Genomic DNA, 16,272 nt, shown 5'->3' with positions numbered 1-16,272 from the left:
CGACCGAGAACCGGGTCGCCTCACCCGCGATATCCGTTGCCGTGAGCACGAAAGGGTCATGGAATTGTTACCCTTCATCATCGCCGGACTGGTTACCGGCGCGGTCTACGGGCTCGCGGGCGCCGGTCTGGTTCTGACGTACAAGACCTCGGGCGTGTTCAACTTCGCCCATGGCGCCCTCGCCACCATCGCCGCGTACGCCTTCTACTTCCTCCATGTTCAGCACGGGGTGCCGTGGCCGCTGGCCGGTGCCCTGGTCCTGGTCGTTCTCGGCCCGCTCGGCGGGGTGGCGTTCGCCCGTTTCGCCAGAGCCCTCGCCGGCGCCAGCCTCGCGCTGCGGGTCACGGCGACGGTCGGTGTCCTGCTGCTGGTGCAGACCGGATTCCAGCTCATCTACGGGACCCGGTCCCGCACGATCCCGTCCTTCCTGCCGACGAACGTGGTCACGATCTTCGGCACCCGGGTCACCGCTGAAAAAATCATCATCTTCGTCGTCGCGGTGGCTGCCACCGTCGCGCTTTCGGTGTTCTTCCGCCGCGCGCGGCTGGGGATCGCGATGCGCGCCGTCGTGGACAACTCCGAGTTGCTCGATCTGGCCGGTACCAACCCCAACCGCGCCCGGCAGTGGGCCTGGACCATCGGCATCGTCTTCGCGATGACCTCCGGCCTTCTGCTGGCCTCCTCCGTGCCCCTGGACCAGACGACGCTGACCCTTCTGGTCGTCCAGGCCTTCGGCGCCGCGGCCATCGGATCGTTCACCAGCCTGCCGATCACCTTCCTGGGGGGACTGGCGATCGGGCTGCTGGGCTCCCTCGGCACGAAGTACTTCACCAGCGGTTTTCTCGCCCAGGTGCCGGCGAGCCTGCCGTTCATCGTCCTGTTCCTGGTGCTGCTGCTGTTCCCGAGGCGGTGGCTGCAGTCCCGCGTCCCGCGTGCCCCCGACCGTCGGGCGAACTGGGTGGCGCCGTCCGCGCTGCAGGTGGGTGCCGGCGTCGTGATTCTCGTGGTCCTCGTGCTGGTGCCCAGCTTCGCGGGTTTCCACCTGGGGGACTGGACGGTCACGCTCACCATGGTGATGCTCTTCCTGTCACTCGGCTTGCTGGTCCGGACCTCAGGGCAGGTGTCGCTGTGCCACATCGCGTTCACCGCGATCGGAGCCGCCGCCTTCTCGCACCTGGCCGTCGATCACCACTGGCCCTGGGGTCTCGCGCTCGCCGCGGCCGGACTGGTGGCCGTTCCCATCGGCGCCCTGCTGGCCATCCCGGCGACGCGGCATGGTGGCATCTACCTGGCTCTGGCCACCCTCGGGTTCGGCATCGCGGTGCAGCAGCTCTTCTACACCAAGAGCTTCATGTTCGGCGAGCTCAACCTCGGGCTGGCGATGCCCCGCCCCGCCCTGTGGGGCCTGGACTCTGACAAGGGCTTCTACTACGTGTGCCTCGCGCTGGCCGTGGTGACCACGTTCGCGATCATCGCCCTGGACCGTGGTCGGCTCGGCCGGCTGCTGCGGGGGATGGCCGATTCGCCGGTCGCGCTGGCCACGCACGGGGTCTCGGTGAACACGACCCGGGTCCTGGTCTTCTGCCTGTCGGCCTTCATCGCCGCGGTGGCCGGTGCCCTGGCCGGTATGGCCCAGCTGACCGTGGCGGCGGACAACTACCAGCCGTTGATCTCCCTGACGTATCTGACCCTCATCGTCGTCACGACCGGCACCGAGCCCTGGTATGCCCTGCAGGCGGCGGTGGCGCTGACGCTGGCCCCTTCGTACATAACCCTGGACAACATCGGGAACTACATCACCCTCCTCACGAGCGTGACCGTGATCCTCTACGCGCTGACGCCGGCTGACAGGCGCGCCGTGCCGGCCTGGCTGCGCGAAGCGGTCGACCGGGTCTTCCGGCGACCCGAACGATCCGCCCACGCGGGGCGGGACGGGGCGGTGCCGGCGCGAGCCACCTCGACAGCGACGCGGGTCGCTCCGCTGTCGCTGACGGTCGAGGGACTCCGGGTGCAGTTCGGTGGTCTGGTCGCGATCGACGACGTCGATCTCGCGGCCCGCACCGGGACCATCACCGGGCTCATCGGCCCCAACGGCGCGGGCAAGACCACGACGTTCAACGCCATCTCCGGGTTGATCCATCCCGCCAGGGGTGGCCTCCGGCTCGATCTCGTGGACGTGACGCGACGCGGCCCAGCGGCCCGGGCGCGGCGAGGGGTCGGGCGGACGTTCCAGATCATGGAGCTGTTCGACACCATGACCGTGCGGCAGAACGTCGCGTTGGGGCTCGAGGCCGGACTGGCCGGCGGCAGTCCGGTGCGCCAGTTCCTGCCGCGCAGGTCCGACGCTGGCCAGGTGCGCGCGGCGGCCGCCGGCGCGCTGGCGCTGTGTGACCTGGTCGACCTGGCCGACCGGCAGGTGGGAACGCTGTCCACCGGGCAGCGGCGCCTGGTGGAGCTTGCTCGCTGTCTGGCCGGGGACTTCCGGATTCTGCTGCTGGACGAGCCGTCGTCCGGGCTCGACCGGGCGGAGACCGCTCGGTTCGGTGAGATTCTCCGTCAGGTGGTGAGCGAACGTGGGGTGGGCATTCTGCTCGTCGAACATGACATGGCCCTCGTCGGCGAGGTCTGCGACGAGCTCTACGTGCTCGATTTCGGGAAAATGCTGGCGTCCGGTCCCACGGCCGAGGTGTTGTCATCCGATGCCGTGCGCGCGGCGTATCTCGGCGGGGACACCGAAAACACGCCGGCCACGGCTTCACGATCAGTGAGCGAGGTCCAGCCGTGACCGGTCCGCAGCTGCGGCTCGAGGGTGTCAGCGCGGGGTACGGCCGCACGACGGTCCTGCGCGACATCGACCTGGAGATCCCCGCCGCCTCGGTGGTGGCCCTGCTGGGTTCCAACGGCGCGGGGAAGACGACGCTCCTGCGAGTGGCTTCCGGCCTCATGCGTCCCAGCGTGGGTCACGTCCTGGTCGACGACCAGGACGTGACCCACGAGGCGCCCAGCGAGCGGCGTCGCCACGGGGTGTGTCTGATTCCGGAAGGCCGCGGCATCTTCCGCTCGCTGACCGTCCGCGAGAACCTCCTCCTGCAGATCCCGCCGTGGGAGAAGGACACCTCACTCGATCCCGCTCTGGACATGTTTCCGGCGCTGCGGACACGCCTCGGCGACCTCGCGGGCCGGCTCTCGGGCGGCCAGCAGCAGATGGTCGCGCTCTCCCGGGCCTTCTTCGGGTCACCGTCGCTTGTGCTGCTCGACGAGGTCTCCATGGGCCTGGCCCCGATCGTGGTCGACACGATCTTCGAGGCGCTGCACGTGCTGGCCGCTCGCGGTACCGCCCTGCTGATCGTCGAGCAGTATGTGAGCCGGGCGCTCGCCGTGGCGGACCATGTCTACCTGATCGGCCACGGCAGCATCATCTTCCAGGGCAGTTCGGCCAGCCTGGACCAGGCCGCGGTGATGCGCCACTACCTCAGCCATGACCTGGCGGTCGGCCAGCCTGCGGCCGGTCACCCGGCGGTGGACCGCGGTCCGACCTGACCAGGCCCGGCCGGGCCTCGTCACGGCGAGCCCCGGCCGCGGGGCGGCACCGGTGGTCGTCTCAGCCCTGACGGTGCTGTTCGAGCCACCGGGTGAGCCCGGAGACGATGGTCTCAAGGTAGAAGTCAAGGCTGTCCGGCCTGGACCAGTGACTCGTGGCGAACACGCGGCGAATCGCGGGTAGTGCCTCGTCGGGTAGCTCGGCGAGAACACGTCTGCTCGCGACCTCGGTGGGGTGCTGACCGAAACGCCTGGCCAGCAGTTCTGCCCGGGCATCCTCGAAGACCGCCGCGCAGATGAGGGTCAGCGCGCGGCCTGCGGCGGCGTCGTCGAACCCGGCGCCGAGCAGCGCGTGAAGCAGTTGGTCCGCGGGGCGCAGGACCCCGGCGCTGGGTAGCGTGCTGACATACAGGGACAGGGAGTTGCTGCTCAGCAGCGCTGCCCGCAGGCCCGTGGCAAAGACGCGGGTTGCCTGCGGCCAGTCGTCGAGCGGAAGAACGAGCTGGCCGAGCTCGGCGACCAGCGACCGTTCCGCGACCAGCGCAAGCAGCTCGTCGCGGCCCGGAATGTGGTAGTTGATGGCTTTGCGGTCCACGCCGAGCCGGTCGGCCACGGCCTGCAGTGTCAGGGCCTCGGGGTCGATCTCGGCCGCGGCCGCGACGATGAGCTCGCGGTTCAGGCGGGGTGGCCGTCCCGGGCCGCGGCGGCCCGCGGCTGGTGCGACCTTTGCCGGTGCGGCCGGAGGCGGTGTGCCCGCACCGGGTGGCTCGGAGGGCGTGCTCACGCGCGTTCCCCGGGAGCAGGGGGCCTGGCCAGGCGCCGCGCGCTCGGGTGGGCGAGCAGGTGCGGGCGCAGGATCTCGACCCATGCCCGGTAGCCGGCCGCGTTCAGGTGCAGGCCGTCGACGGTGAGCTCGCGCCGCAGCGAGCGATCCGGGGCCGCGAGAACCGGCCACAGGTCGAGGTACCGCGCTCCGGCGGTCGCCGCGATCTGCCGATAACGCGCGTTGAGCGCCTCGATGCGGTCGGCGAACCTCTGCTGGCGCGGCAGGACGCTGTTCACCAGGAGCGCAGCCTCCGGAGCGCCGTCCCGCACGGCTGTGACGAGCAGGCGGAACCGGTCCGCGATCGCGTCCGGTTGCCGGGAGTCACCGAGGTGCAGGTCGTTCGTTCCGGCCAGGATGCTGACGACCGCGGGCCGGTGCAGCGCGCTGTCGAGGCGCGCTGTCATCTGGGCGACCCGGTCCCCGCTGATGCCGCGATTGGCGGTGCGCAGCTCGGGAAACCATCCCTCCCAGGCGCATCCCTCGGTGATGCTGTCGCCGAGGAAGACCACCGCGCCCGTCGGCGGCGGCAGCGCTCGGAACAGCGCCACCCGCTTGGCCGAACTCCGCAGCTGCAGCCGCGCCTGGCGGCTCATCGAGGTTCCTGCCCGGGGCGGGTCTCGACCGACGCGAGCCCGGCCGGCGGGAGAAAGGGGCGAACCGCGGCCGCGACGGAGGCGTACACGGCCGCATCCCAGCGGCCGACGGACAGCAGGAAGCCATCGCTGGCGTCCTGCTCGGTCTGGGCTGTCGTCACGTCCACGAACACCGCCCCTCGGGCCGCCACCAGGTCGGCGGCGCGCCGGTTGAACCGGTCGACGGCCGCGCGCACCAGGTGGCGGGGCGGGACGCCGACGACAACGACGGGTGCGGTCCCGACCCGGGCCTGGATGGCCTCGACGGCGCGGGCCAGACGCTCGGCCGCCCGCCGGGGTTCGCCCGATCCGCCCAGCCCCAACAGGTCGCTCGTGCCGATCAGGACGACGACAGCGCGGGGCGCACCCAGATGCGGAAGAAGCGAACGGAGCTCATCGATCAGCAAGGCGTCGATCCCGAAGTTGCGCACGGGAACACCCGCGAACCACTCCTCCCAGTTGCCGCTGGCCGCGAGGCCGTCCCCCAGAACGACCACACTGCCCGGTGCGGCGCCGAGCGCGGCCACCTGCGTGGATCGTATCCGCGCGAAGGGCTTCATCACCATCTTGAGGCCGCGACCACGCAGGCTCATCGTTCTGTTCTCCCTCTCTCCCGCGGCCGCCTCGGTCAGGTGTACCGCAGGCCGAACCCGAAGCCGAAGGTCGGGTTCACCGCGTCGAAGGGCACGTCGCTGTGACCTGCCTCGACCGCGGCCATGGAGGAGGGAAGATCGAAGGGCAACCGCCCCTGTGGCTCGGCCTCCCCGAACAGTACCCGGACGAACGCCTCCGGCGAGGCGCCGAAGTTGGCGATGAGGGACGCGGTGGCGTCCGTGAGGTCCGCGAGGATCGCGGGGCGTTCGAGGTAGATGTCGATCACGGTCGGTATGGTTCGGCAGATCTCCCGGATCCGAGCCACCTCCTCGGCGGAGAACGCCAGGGAGCCGGCGTGGAAGAACGTCTCGTAGGTGCCGGGCTCGCCCCGCTGCTCCCAGGGCGTGACCAGGCGCAGCACGGCGACGTCGGCCTCGGCGACAGTCGCGACGACCTGGGCCCGCTCGCCGATCGCCTCGGGCGCGAGACCCTCGAGGTAGAGCCGGGGCGAACCGCGCAGCGGCAGGCGGGCGGGGCCGCTCTCGGCGTTCTTGAGCAGGGTGTGCGCGCTTGCCTGGGCGGCCAGACCCGCGGCCCGTGCCTCGGGGCCGCCCACGATCGCGTCGGCCTGGCCCGCGTCCACGAACCGGTGCTCGAACAGCCCGAGCCGGAACTTCTCGCGCAGCAGGCGGCGCACCGAGGTGTCGATCCGCTGCTCGCTGACGGTGCCGTCGGCGAGCAGGCCCAGCAGGACGTCGACGTCCTCCTCGCCACCGAACTGGTCGATTCCCGCGTCCAGGGCCCTGGCCATGCGTTCGGCGTGGCTCAGGTGCTCCACCCCCCAGCAGGTGTGGGAGATGATGCCCCAGTCGCTGCACACGATGCCGTCGAAGCCCAGCTGTTCGCGCAGCAGCCCCGTCACGATGCCCCGGTTGAAACTGAAGCCGACCTCCTCGTACGGAGTGCCGACCGGCATCCCGTAGTACGGCATGATCTGCGAGACTCCGGCGGCGATGACCGCCCGGAAGGGCTCGAGATGCAGATCGAACTGGCCGCCGGGGTAGACCTGCTCCCGGCCGTAGGGGAAGTGCGGGTCCTCGCCGTCCTTCTGGGGACCGCCGCCGGGAAAGTGCTTGGCCATGGCCGAGACGGACCGCGCTCCGACCTGCTCGCCCTGCAGACCCCGGACGTAGGCGACCCCCAGCCGGGCGGTCAGGGTGGCGTCCGCTCCGAAGGTGCCGAAGGTGCGCGACCACCGGGGCTCGGTGGCCAGATCGATCTGGGGATGCAGCGCGGTGCGGATACCGACGGCCAGATACTCCCGGCGGGTCACGTCGGCGAACCGCTCGACCAGCTCCGCCGACCCGACGGCCGCGAAGCCGAGCGGCTCGGGCCACTGGGAGAAGGGGCCGGACAGCAGCGCCATCGCCGGGTTGTTGGTGAAGGAGTGCCGGGGGTCGCTGGAGACGGTGATCGGGATGCCGAGGCCGTTCTGGAGGGCCTGCTGCTGGATGGCGTTGTGCCACTGCGCGATCTCCCGCGCGGAGGGCACGAACAGGATGTTGACGTGGTTGATGCGGCGGTCGAGCAATGCGCGCGTCGGCGGCTTGCCGAACGGGCCCGGCTCGTCGAATCCGCCGATCTGCGCCATCGGTTGGAACAGCAGCCCGGCCTTGTCCCTGAGGTCCATCCGCGCGAGCAGGTCCTCGACGCGCTGGTCGACGGACAGGGCGGCGTCCTGGTAGGGGAACCGCACAGCGGCGTGAGTCATGATCTTCCCCTTCTGGTGGGTGTGTCCATACCCCTGCTCGTCGCGGCGGAGCCCGAGACGAGCAGGACCCCGACGAGGCCAGCGGCCAGGAGCCATGGCGGTGCGCCGACCGGATGATGTCCGTGGAGCGGGCCGCCTGCTCGCACTCTATATTTCCCGTTCGGGAATAATTGCATGAGTGTCCTGGTGCGGTCAAGTGCGGCCCGAGGCGCTCGGGTCGATCCTGGGGGCACCTCCAGGCTGGAAGGGGCACCCGGGCACCCTGGGGGCGGCTGCGGGCCTGCCCTGCTCTGGCCGCGCGTCGCCGTCCGCGGGCCGTGGGATCCCGCGAGCATCCATGGTCGTCCAAGGGCAAGAATCCGCTCGGGAAAGTCTGCCATCCGGGTGTCGCTCATGGCATTCTTGCCATGAGCAGTGCAGTACCTGCAAAAAAGAGTCGGCGCACGAGGTGGAGCACCGGTAGCGTGACTGGATCCGGTCGCGGGGTCCGCGCCCCGGCTGCAGGGGCGAGTTAATATTGACGTCATTCTCGAGTATCGCTAAGGTCGCCACCATGTCAGCTGGGAACGCTGGGAAGTCGCAGCGACAGCGTTTGGTGGGGGATGGTTCAACCATGCTGTAGCTTCCTGGTTTTGGCCCCGCCGGGCGACACTGGCGCGTTCCGTGGCCGCAGGATTATGTCGACTTATCGCGTCCGTGGACGTCCCTGTTTTCCTCCGTCGCACCAGCTGATTTTGGCGAAAACGACCAGCACAGAAACGAGACAGGTGCCATGAGAGACCAGAGCTGTCCGTCGGACCAGACACGTCGAAGGCGAGTGGTCAAGCGTTCGTCGGGCCGCCAGTTAGGCGCCCTGGCGGGTGTGGCCGCCGCCGTGCTGGCCCTCGTCGCCGCGTGCGGCAGCAGCGGGGACGACAAGCCCGCCGGCCCGCAGGCCTCCGCGAGTTCCTCGAACGACCTGTTGGGCCCGATCGCCCGGGCGTCCGGTGCGCCGGTGCAGATCGGGCTGATCTCGGACGGCAAGAGCCAGGTCGCCGACAACTCGATCGAGCTCACGGCCGCCAAGGCAACCGTCGCCTATCTCAACGAGCGCAGGTCAGGGATCGGCGGCCGGCCCATCAAGCTGGTGACCTGTGAGGCGCAGGCGGACCCGGCCAAGGCGGCCGACTGCGCGAACCAGATGATCGAGGACAAGGTCGTCGCCGTCATCATCGGGGGGTCCCCGGTGCTCGCGAGCATCTGGGAGCCGTTGCACGCGGCTCACGTCCCCACGCTGGTCTACAGCGGGGTCAACGAGGCGATGCGGTCCGACAGGGAGTCGACCTTCACGATCTCGGACGGTAACTTCGGCGGGATCATTCTGCCGCTCCAGCAGGCGAAGAGCGCTGGCCTGAAGAAGGTCACCTACATCGTGATCGACGTTCCGGCCGCGCTGGACGGTCTGAAGACGACCGCGCCCGCGTTGCTCAGGAAGGCCGGTCTCGATATCAATGTCGTCGCCGTTCCGCCGGGAACCGCGGACATGACTCCGCAGATCCAGAACCTCACCAGCAAGGACCCTGGGCTCGTCTTCATCCTGGGCAACGACTCCTTCTGCATCAGCGCTCTGAACGGGCTGCGGGCGGTCGGGTACACCGGCCAGGTCGCCGCCATCTCGTCGTGCGTCACGGACGCGACCCGCAAGGCCGTGCCCGGTTCGCAGCTCAAGGGCATCACGATCTCCGCGACGGTGCCGATCGGGCAGGACAACCCCGCGACGCGCCTGTACAACGCGGTGGCGAAGACGTACGGCAGCGGGATCGACACGACCCGGGCCATCGGCATGACCGCGTTCACCGAGGTCGCCGCGTTCCAGTCGGCCCTTCAGGGGATCACCGGCGACATCACGTCGCAGTCCGTGATCAAGGCGTTCAAGGGCATGCCGGAGCGCGAGATTCCCGGCTCGCTGGGACTTGGGTTCCGCTGCAACGGCAAGGCCGATCCCACGGCGCCGTCGACCTGCGTCCGTGGCGGCATCGTGTCCACCCTGGATGCCACGGGCAACCCGGGGGCCTACAGGGTCGTGGGTGCGACCCCGATCGAGGACTGATCCGGACACACCGGTGCGCAGGGGGCCGGTGGGGACGTGGCCGGACGGCCATGCCCCCACCGGCCCCCGTCGTGTCTCAGCCCGGACGGGCCGCGCCGATGACGGCACGCAGGTAGCGAACAAACTGATCGTGCATGACCCGCGTGCCCCCGGATGTCAGAACGGACGCGATGTACTCGGTGATGGCGGAGCTCACCGCCGCGTACACGATGGCGATCAGAGGATCGTCGGCGGCCAGGCCAAGCTGTGCCACGAGCGCGGGTGTGCTCAGACCGGTAGCCTCCATGATGTGTGCTGTCGATACCGCGCGTAGCGGGGGATTGGTATCGAACATCGCGGCCATCGACACAGCCAGATCCACATCGAGCGACTCGACCACGTCGACGAGCCACAGGTCGATGACATCGGTGAAGGGCAGCCTGGGGTTTGCCCTGAACGTCGCGGTCAGCCGCGCGGACATGTCGTTGGATGCCGACATCGCGATATCAATCTTGTTCGGGAAGTACATCGACACGGTGCGTGGGGCGACTTCGGCCGCCTCGGCAATGTCCGCGATGGTCGTGCCGTCGTACCCGTGTTCGGCGAACAGGCGTATCGCGGCACGTTGGATGGAGTGGCGCCGCCTGGCCTTCGAACGCTCACGCAGGGATGACGCCGCCGTGTCCATCCGGAGAGTATTGCCACGGGCAAGTTGACCGTCAACAGCAGACTTGCCCGCCTCGGCAGGTACCGGGGCGGGTGCGGTGTCCCGGCCTCGTGCTGCACGGGCGGCGCGACACCGGCACCATTCGGCCGAGCGTCGTGGTGCAGGCGGCTCGCAGCGCAGTGTCCCCAGCGAAGCCGGCGGACGCCGAGATCAACCTCTGTGGGGGAGTCTCACCGCGGTGCGGGTTGTCGCCCGGTACGAGACCGGGGATCCGGCCGTCCTCGTGCTGTTCGGCGGCGAGGTCACGCAGGTACCGACGGAAGAACGACCGCACGTCCATGATGTGGGTGGCGGTGGGAGCGAAGATCTGCGCGTCGCCGGTCGACCCGTGGCTCGGAGCACGCGAAGGACCCGACCGGTGCCAGCTCGCTGGAGAGCACGATCGCCTCGACATCGTCGCTGACCAGCGGGCGGTCGAGACCGTCCACCTCGAGGTGGCGGAAGCCCCGGTAGGCGAACCGCGGCTGACACCACGTCTCGTCGAGTTCGCCGTCAGCTCCGATGTCACCCGACGAGATCGAACGTACTGCCGCTCTGGCTCACCTTCGTGCCTGTCCATCCGCGGTCCGGGCGCTTGCCGCGAAAGATTGTGAACCTCATGTACCAACCGGCAAAATGCCGAGGTGGTCGGGTCGCCTGCATTATTGTCCGGGCAGGGACGTTCGCCTGTGTTAGATGCCGATGTGATCTCGCCTGAAGGTGGAAGCGCGGGTAGAAAAATCGGACGGTGAGCTCTATTGTCAAGGCTCCTCCTGGTCGACCAGGAAATCTCGGTTCAGGCTGTCGGGCTGATCGAGGGCTGAGCTGGCGTACGAATACGGGAGTGTACGGACACAGGAGGTGGTCATGCACAGAGGGGTGCGAGTTTCCGCGCTGGTGCTGCTCTTGATGGCCCTGGCACTCGGGTGTGCGCCAGGGGCGGTACAGAACGCCGAGGTGGCGGGTCATCCTGAGGCCAGACTGAATGTAAAACCGGTCGATTTGATTTCCGGGCCACCGGCCGGCCTGCAGTGTGTAAGAGCCCAGAATCATGCTCCGGGTCGAACGAACGTACTGCCCTCGTTGTCTCAGGGCTGCTTGTATCCGACCGGCTTCAAGGACGTGTCGCCCTCGATCCAGATCTCGCGTACCGGGGCGCTTTTCATAGCCCGCGCGACGGGCGGTGTCCTGCGGTCGATCGACAACGGTCGCCACTGGACGTCGGTACCCGTCCCGGACCTGGCCAACGGTGACAGCCACTCCGTGGGAGTGCACGGCTTCGTGCACATCGATGCGCGGACCGATCGGATCTACTATCTGACCAGCATGGCCGCCGCCTCCTGCGGTGGGACATCCGGGTCGGTGGTGTCCTGGAGCGACAACCTCGGGGCGACCTGGACCGGGAGGACCATCGCCTGCGACACCTACGACTGGGGAAAGATCGTCACGGGGCCGGCCCCGCGGGGGAGCCTCTACCCGAGCGCGATCTACTTTCTCGGCGTGGGAATCCACCTGGTGGGTGGGCAGCGCTTCGTCTACCGCTCACTGGACGGCGGTGCGACGTTCCAGCGGATGGACAGGATCGCGTCGGCCACCACCGAGGGTGGCATCGGCGTGACGGCCTCGGACGGGACCATCTACTTCGACTATCCCGAGTTCACCCTCTTCGACCCCACCCGTTTCCAGAACACGACCTACCCGTGGATACCCGAGAACAACTGCCGCCAGATGATCGCCGTGTCCCAGGACTACGGGGTGACCTGGCGACAGCAGCCGGTGCCGGGGAGCCTGGCCTGCGGTGAGCTCTCCGGAGCGCAGCGGGTGGCCGTCGACAGGGCCGGGACGGTCTACTCGGTCTGGGTCGATGACACCGACACCCAGGTGCACATGTCCCTGTCCCGCGACCACGCACGCACATGGACCACGCCGATCAACGTCATGGCGCCGGGAACGACGTTCTCACTGGCGACCGCGAACATCGTCGCCGGCGAGGCCGGCCATATCGCGATCGCCGGGCTGCAGATGACCGTGCCGACGCGGCCGACCAGCCCCCCCAACTTCCCCGGGCTCTACTACGGCCCCGCTCATGCGATCGTCACCCAGTCCTGGAACGCCACCGCGGCCAGTCCCCGCTTCACCACGGTCGACCTCGACAGCACCGGTGACCTCACCATCGGGGATGGGAAGCTGGGTAACGAGGTGAACGCGTCCCTCGCCGTGTCGCCCACCGGGGTGGGTTGGGCGGTGTTCTCCCGCGGTACCAACGGCCCCATGGATCCGGGCGACATCAACGCGGTTCGTTTCTTTCCGCGCTGATCCAGAACCACTGTGACAAAAACTCTCCGGTCCAGGGAGAAAAAGATGCCCAGAAGGTCGAGGAATTGTCAGAACCTGTGGGTCGTGTGGCGGACTGATAGAGATCAACTGAGCTGGTAGTGGCTGTTGGTGATGCCGTGCAACGCAACCTCGGCTGTGGCCGCGGGATCCATGTGGCTGGAGTTCAGCACGTGGGGTTCGAGGGTGTCGAGGCTGCTGAACTGGTGGTGGAGCGAGCGGATCGGTTCGGGGTCGGTCAACGTGTCGGTGCTGGTTCGGCTGGTGGCTCGGCGGAGCGTCGTCGCTTCGTCGGGGCGCAGCACGAGGTAGTGCAGCTCGATTCCGCTGGTCGTGCTCATGGCACGGAACGCGTCGAGGAACCAGGGGCCGATGATGCCGTCGCAGATCACGTCGTAGCCGCCGGCGGCGTAACCGAACGCGGTGTGGGCCACGATGTCGATGACGATCGTGTTCTGGTGGTGCGCTTCGGGTAGGTAGGGCTCGATGGCGCCTTGGCGGATGAAGTGCCAGAAGTCGTCGGCGTGCAGGTGCACGCTGGGAGAGAGCCGGTCGGCCACCCGTCGGGCGATCGTGGTCTTGCCTGCGCCAGGTGGCCCGGTCATCACGATCACTCTGCCGGTTGGCGCTCCCGAGGCGTGGGCCGGCGCCCCCGGGTGAGCGGGGCGGGGACTGCTCATGCGGCGCGCGCCTGTGGGCGTTCGACGAGCTGGCCTGCTTCGAGGACGGCGCCGGCGCGGACGAGGGCGACGAGGTGGGGTGCGTTGACCGTCCGCCAGCGGGCCTGGGCCGCCTCGATGAGCTTGAACGCCATGGCCAGCCCGGCGGCCCGGGAACCGGGCCCTTGGGTGACGCGGGTGCGGTGACGGACGGTCGCGAACGTGGACTCGATCGGGTTCGTGGTCCGTAGGTGCACCCAGTGCTCGGCGGGGTAGTCGTAGAACGCCAGCAGCATGTCCAAATCATCGACGATCTTCGCGATGGTTTTGGGGAACTTCGTCTCGTAGGCGGCGGCGAACGTCTTCGCCCCGGGGTGCGCCGACTTCGGCAACGCCCCCAGCACGTTCGCGGTCCTGTGTACCCAGCAGCGCTGTTCCGCCGTGGCGGGGAACACCTCACGCAGCGCGGCCCAGAACCCCAGCGCGCCGTCTCCGACTGCCAACACCGGGGCGGACAGGCCGGCACCCGAGCCGAGGAACTGCTCCAACGCGGGCACGAAGTCACCCGAGGACAGGCCGTGCAGGTAGAGCAGCGGCAACACCTCGGCGATCTTCGGGGAGCGGCGGCACCACGGCGGGAGGATCGCCGAGGAGAACCTCTTCCGTTCGCCGGTGTCCGCGTCGACCCTGCGGTCGTTGACCCGTGGTGCGGTGGCCTCGACCGCACCGGCGGCGGTCATCACCTGCCGGGGCTGGGCATGGCCGTTACGGACCACCAGCCGGCGGCCGCGATCGTCACGCTCGCCGGCGAGTTCGGCGATGTAGGCGTCGACCTCGGCTTCCAACGCGGCCGCGAGCATCCGCCGGGCACCTTCCCGGACGATCTCATCAATCAGCGACGGCCTGGCCGTCGAGCCGTTCTCGGGTGTGTTGTCCTCGGGTACTACCGTGAGCACGGGGTGCCTTCCCGACCGACACGTCAACGTCGGCCTGACTGGGACCTCAACCTCGATCACCGGGAAGGTACGCCCCTCCCGGCCGATCCACAGGTCTCAACCATTGCTCAGGCGTCGACGACCTACGCCTGTTATCGGACATCGCCGTCGCCTTCCGCATGTGACCTGTCGGACCTGTCGGACCTGCGCACGGTCACAGAGAGACACAGATGGAACGGCCGGGTTCACCTGGTGAACGGAAGCTGTGTCACAACGGGTCTCCTTCCCGCGACCGCCGAGTCGGCGCAGAACGCACGATCCTGCGTGGGGGACGTTGGTGCGGCGGTCAGCGACTCGCAGGGCCGCCGATGTCGTGGACCGCGGCGGGGTCCGCTCGGTTATCCGGGTGGTGCGGTACTCGCCCGTGGGATCAGGACGGGCGGGAGCACCACCTGGCGTGGCGCGCTCGGCTGGTCGGTGTGGTCGGTGTGGTCGAACTGGTCGAGGAGCAGGGAGATGCCCTGTTGGCCGAGCGCCGCGAAATCCTGCCGGACGGTGGTCAGCGGCGGAATGAGGTAGCCGGATTCCGGGGCGTCGTCGAAGCCGACGACGCTCACCTCGTCGGGTACGATCCGGCCGGCCTCGTGCAGGGCGCGCAGGACGCCGAGTGCGAGGGCGTCGTTGGCGCAGAAGACGGCGGTCACCGATGGGTCCCGGGCGAGCGGTCGGCCCTGCTCGTAGCCGGTCCTGGCGTCCCAGGCCCGTTGGGCGGTGTCCCGGGGGCGCACGGGTGGGACCGTGGCGCCGGCGTCCTCCAGGGTGGCGCGCCAGCCCTCCTCGCGTTGGCGGGCTTCCGGCCAGTCGGCTGGCCCGGCGATGTGGTGCACGCTCGAGTGACCGAGGTCGAGCAGGTGCTGGGTCGCCAGGCGCGCGCCGGCCACGTTGTCCACCCGGACACCGGGCACCGTCTCCTCGCCGCCAGACCCGCCGACCGCGACGCGGGGAAACGCGGTGGGCAGCTGCGCGAGGGCCGCGGTGACAGCGGGCTTGTGCGCGATCGCGATGACCGCCTCGACCGACTGCATGCGCAGCCGCTCCAGGGCGTCGAGGATCGAGCGGCGGTCGAGGTCCCGGATCGTCGTCACGCTGACGAAGTAGCCGGCGCGGCGGGCCGCGTCCTCGATCGCGTAGAGCACGGACGCGGGCCCGAACAGGGTGGTCTCGAATCCGACGATGCCAAGCGTGCCGGTCCGGCGGGTGACGAGTGCGCGGGCGGCCAGGTTACGGCGGTAGCCGAGCGCCGCCACCGCCTCGAGCACGCGCTGGCGGGTCTCCTCGCGCACATGCGGATGGTCGTTGAGTACCCGCGAGACCGTCTGATGGGAGACGCCCGCGAGCCTCGCGACATCACGCATGACCGACCCGGCGCGCGGACCGCCCGTTCCCGCCGCGGCGGCCCGGGTCCCACCGGTGGCCAGGGTCTGACCGGCGGCCCGGGTCTGACCGGTGGCCAGGGTCGGGCTGGTCGAACGGGTACCGGCATCGGCTGGTTCTAGGGCCACATCGCACTCTCCTGAGAGCCGTGGACAGCCGTCAGGCTATCGGTCCGGTCCGGTTCGGACTGGTTCGGACTGGTTCGGTCCGTGGCCGCGGCTGGTACCCGTCCGATGCCATGGACGCCGGCATCGAGCGATGTTACCGTTCACATCGTTCGGCTGGTGATCACGGCCGAGGTTCACCCGTGAGTCTCGGCCGGCCTGTTCGATACGCACGCGGCCGCGGGATCGCCGTCATGTTCTCGGTAACACGATGCGCGACGTGACCGGATGGCCGAGGAGAGGGCGTCAGAGTGCAACGAACACGCGATTTCCTGCGGGCCGCGGGCCTTCCCGGTGCCGATCCGCGCGATGCGCCGAGCAGCGCCGGGCGTTTCCCCGACGGGGCCGCCTTCCGGGTCGAGATTCCGAGTGTCGAGGGTCCGGCGGCGCTGGAGGCGGTGTTGGACGAGGCCGGCCGGCGCGGGGTGACCGTGCACCGCGTCTCGCAGGGCAGCGGTGGCCTGCTGCTGACCACCGGTGAGCTGCACGACCTCGCGCGGGTGGCCGCCGACGCTCAGATCGAGGTGAGCCTGTTCGCCCGGCCGCTGGCCGGCTGGGACACCGGCGCGGCCGCGCTCGCCACCGGTGCCGCGGGCCTGGGCGCCCAGG

Annotated in this window: 12 protein-coding genes and 3 pseudogenes; 5 read left to right on the top strand and 10 right to left on the bottom strand. The window is 69.3% G+C overall.

Annotated elements, in window-relative coordinates; translation table 11 throughout:
* Positions 1 to 58 precede the first annotated feature (58 nt).
* Both MXD61_RS26290 and MXD61_RS26285 read left to right on the top strand, forming a co-directional pair.
* Positions 59 to 2,785 carry an ATP-binding cassette domain-containing protein gene (locus MXD61_RS26290; protein ID WP_248816100.1) on the top strand — a complete coding sequence of 909 codons (2,727 nt, stop codon included), beginning with the start codon at positions 59 to 61 and terminating at the stop codon, positions 2,783 to 2,785.
* Positions 2,782 to 3,540, top strand: a complete 759-nt coding sequence (locus MXD61_RS26285) for an ABC transporter ATP-binding protein (protein ID WP_248816099.1) — start codon at positions 2,782 to 2,784, stop codon at positions 3,538 to 3,540. The genes MXD61_RS26290 and MXD61_RS26285 overlap by 4 nt, the downstream gene beginning before the upstream one ends.
* Positions 3,541 to 3,601: 61 nt before the next feature.
* Here the strand turns inward: MXD61_RS26285 and MXD61_RS26280 are convergent, their stop codons facing one another.
* The 4 genes from MXD61_RS26280 to MXD61_RS26265 are packed head-to-tail and all read right to left on the bottom strand — an operon-like array spanning position 3,602 to position 7,363.
* Positions 3,602 to 4,324 (bottom strand): TetR/AcrR family transcriptional regulator, encoded by a 723-nt coding sequence (locus MXD61_RS26280; protein ID WP_248816098.1) that lies wholly within the window; start codon positions 4,322 to 4,324, stop codon positions 3,602 to 3,604.
* The gene (locus MXD61_RS26275; protein ID WP_248816097.1) at positions 4,321 to 4,959 is read right to left on the bottom strand and encodes a GDSL-type esterase/lipase family protein; all 639 of its coding nucleotides are present in this window, start codon (positions 4,957 to 4,959) and stop codon (positions 4,321 to 4,323) included. The genes MXD61_RS26280 and MXD61_RS26275 overlap by 4 nt, the downstream gene beginning before the upstream one ends.
* Positions 4,956 to 5,591: a GDSL-type esterase/lipase family protein gene (locus MXD61_RS26270; RefSeq protein WP_248816096.1), complete on the bottom strand. Its 636-nt coding sequence runs from the start codon at positions 5,589 to 5,591 to the stop codon at positions 4,956 to 4,958. Before MXD61_RS26270 ends, MXD61_RS26275 begins: the two co-directional genes overlap by 4 nt.
* Positions 5,592 to 5,626: 35 nt before the next feature.
* Positions 5,627 to 7,363, bottom strand: coding sequence for a glycoside hydrolase family 3 protein (locus tag MXD61_RS26265; protein ID WP_248816095.1), 1,737 nt, complete (start codon positions 7,361 to 7,363; stop codon positions 5,627 to 5,629).
* 817 nt (positions 7,364 to 8,180) lie between these two features.
* On the opposite strand from MXD61_RS26265, the gene MXD61_RS26260 reads away from it, so the two are divergent.
* Positions 8,181 to 9,452, top strand: a complete 1,272-nt coding sequence (locus tag MXD61_RS26260) for an ABC transporter substrate-binding protein (RefSeq protein ID WP_248816094.1) — start codon at positions 8,181 to 8,183, stop codon at positions 9,450 to 9,452.
* Between the two features lie 76 nt (positions 9,453 to 9,528).
* Here MXD61_RS26260 and MXD61_RS26255 read toward each other — a convergent pair whose 3' ends face one another.
* The 3 genes and pseudogenes from MXD61_RS26255 to MXD61_RS29050 form a co-directional block, all read right to left on the bottom strand.
* Positions 9,529 to 10,119, bottom strand: coding sequence for a TetR/AcrR family transcriptional regulator (locus tag MXD61_RS26255; protein WP_248816093.1), 591 nt, complete (start codon positions 10,117 to 10,119; stop codon positions 9,529 to 9,531).
* 31 nt (positions 10,120 to 10,150) lie between these two features.
* Positions 10,151 to 10,582, bottom strand: a pseudogene (locus MXD61_RS29055) (hypothetical protein); the annotation flags it as partial.
* A pseudogene (locus MXD61_RS29050) lies at positions 10,545 to 10,661 on the bottom strand (hypothetical protein); the annotation flags it as partial. The pseudogenes MXD61_RS29055 and MXD61_RS29050, both read right to left, overlap by 38 nt.
* Before the next feature lie 574 nt (positions 10,662 to 11,235).
* Between MXD61_RS29050 and MXD61_RS26250 the strand changes: the two are divergent.
* Positions 11,236 to 12,453, top strand: coding sequence for a sialidase family protein (locus MXD61_RS26250; protein ID WP_248816092.1), 1,218 nt, complete (start codon positions 11,236 to 11,238; stop codon positions 12,451 to 12,453).
* Between the two features lie 104 nt (positions 12,454 to 12,557).
* On the opposite strand, the gene MXD61_RS26245 is transcribed toward MXD61_RS26250, so the two are convergent.
* The 3 genes from MXD61_RS26245 to MXD61_RS26235 all read right to left on the bottom strand — a co-directional run bounded on the left by MXD61_RS26245 (position 12,558) and on the right by MXD61_RS26235 (position 15,480).
* Positions 12,558 to 13,076 (bottom strand): AAA family ATPase, encoded by a 519-nt coding sequence (locus MXD61_RS26245; RefSeq protein ID WP_248816091.1) that lies wholly within the window; start codon positions 13,074 to 13,076, stop codon positions 12,558 to 12,560.
* A gap of 71 nt (positions 13,077 to 13,147) precedes the next feature.
* Positions 13,148 to 14,086 (bottom strand): transposase, encoded by a 939-nt coding sequence (locus MXD61_RS26240; RefSeq protein WP_248816090.1) that lies wholly within the window; start codon positions 14,084 to 14,086, stop codon positions 13,148 to 13,150.
* Positions 14,087 to 14,463: 377 nt separating this feature from the next.
* On the bottom strand, positions 14,464 to 15,480 hold the full coding sequence (locus MXD61_RS26235; protein WP_251080651.1) for a LacI family DNA-binding transcriptional regulator: 1,017 nt from the start codon (positions 15,478 to 15,480) through the stop codon (positions 14,464 to 14,466).
* A 434-nt stretch (positions 15,481 to 15,914) separates the two neighbouring features.
* Here MXD61_RS26235 and MXD61_RS26230 point away from each other — a divergent pair.
* Positions 15,915 to 16,272, top strand: a pseudogene (locus MXD61_RS26230) (hypothetical protein); the annotation flags it as partial.

Source organism: Frankia sp. AgPm24 (assembly GCF_023243055.1).
Classification (GTDB): domain Bacteria; phylum Actinomycetota; class Actinomycetes; order Frankiales; family Frankiaceae; genus Frankia; species Frankia umida.
This window is presented reverse-complemented; position numbering and strand designations above follow the sequence as displayed.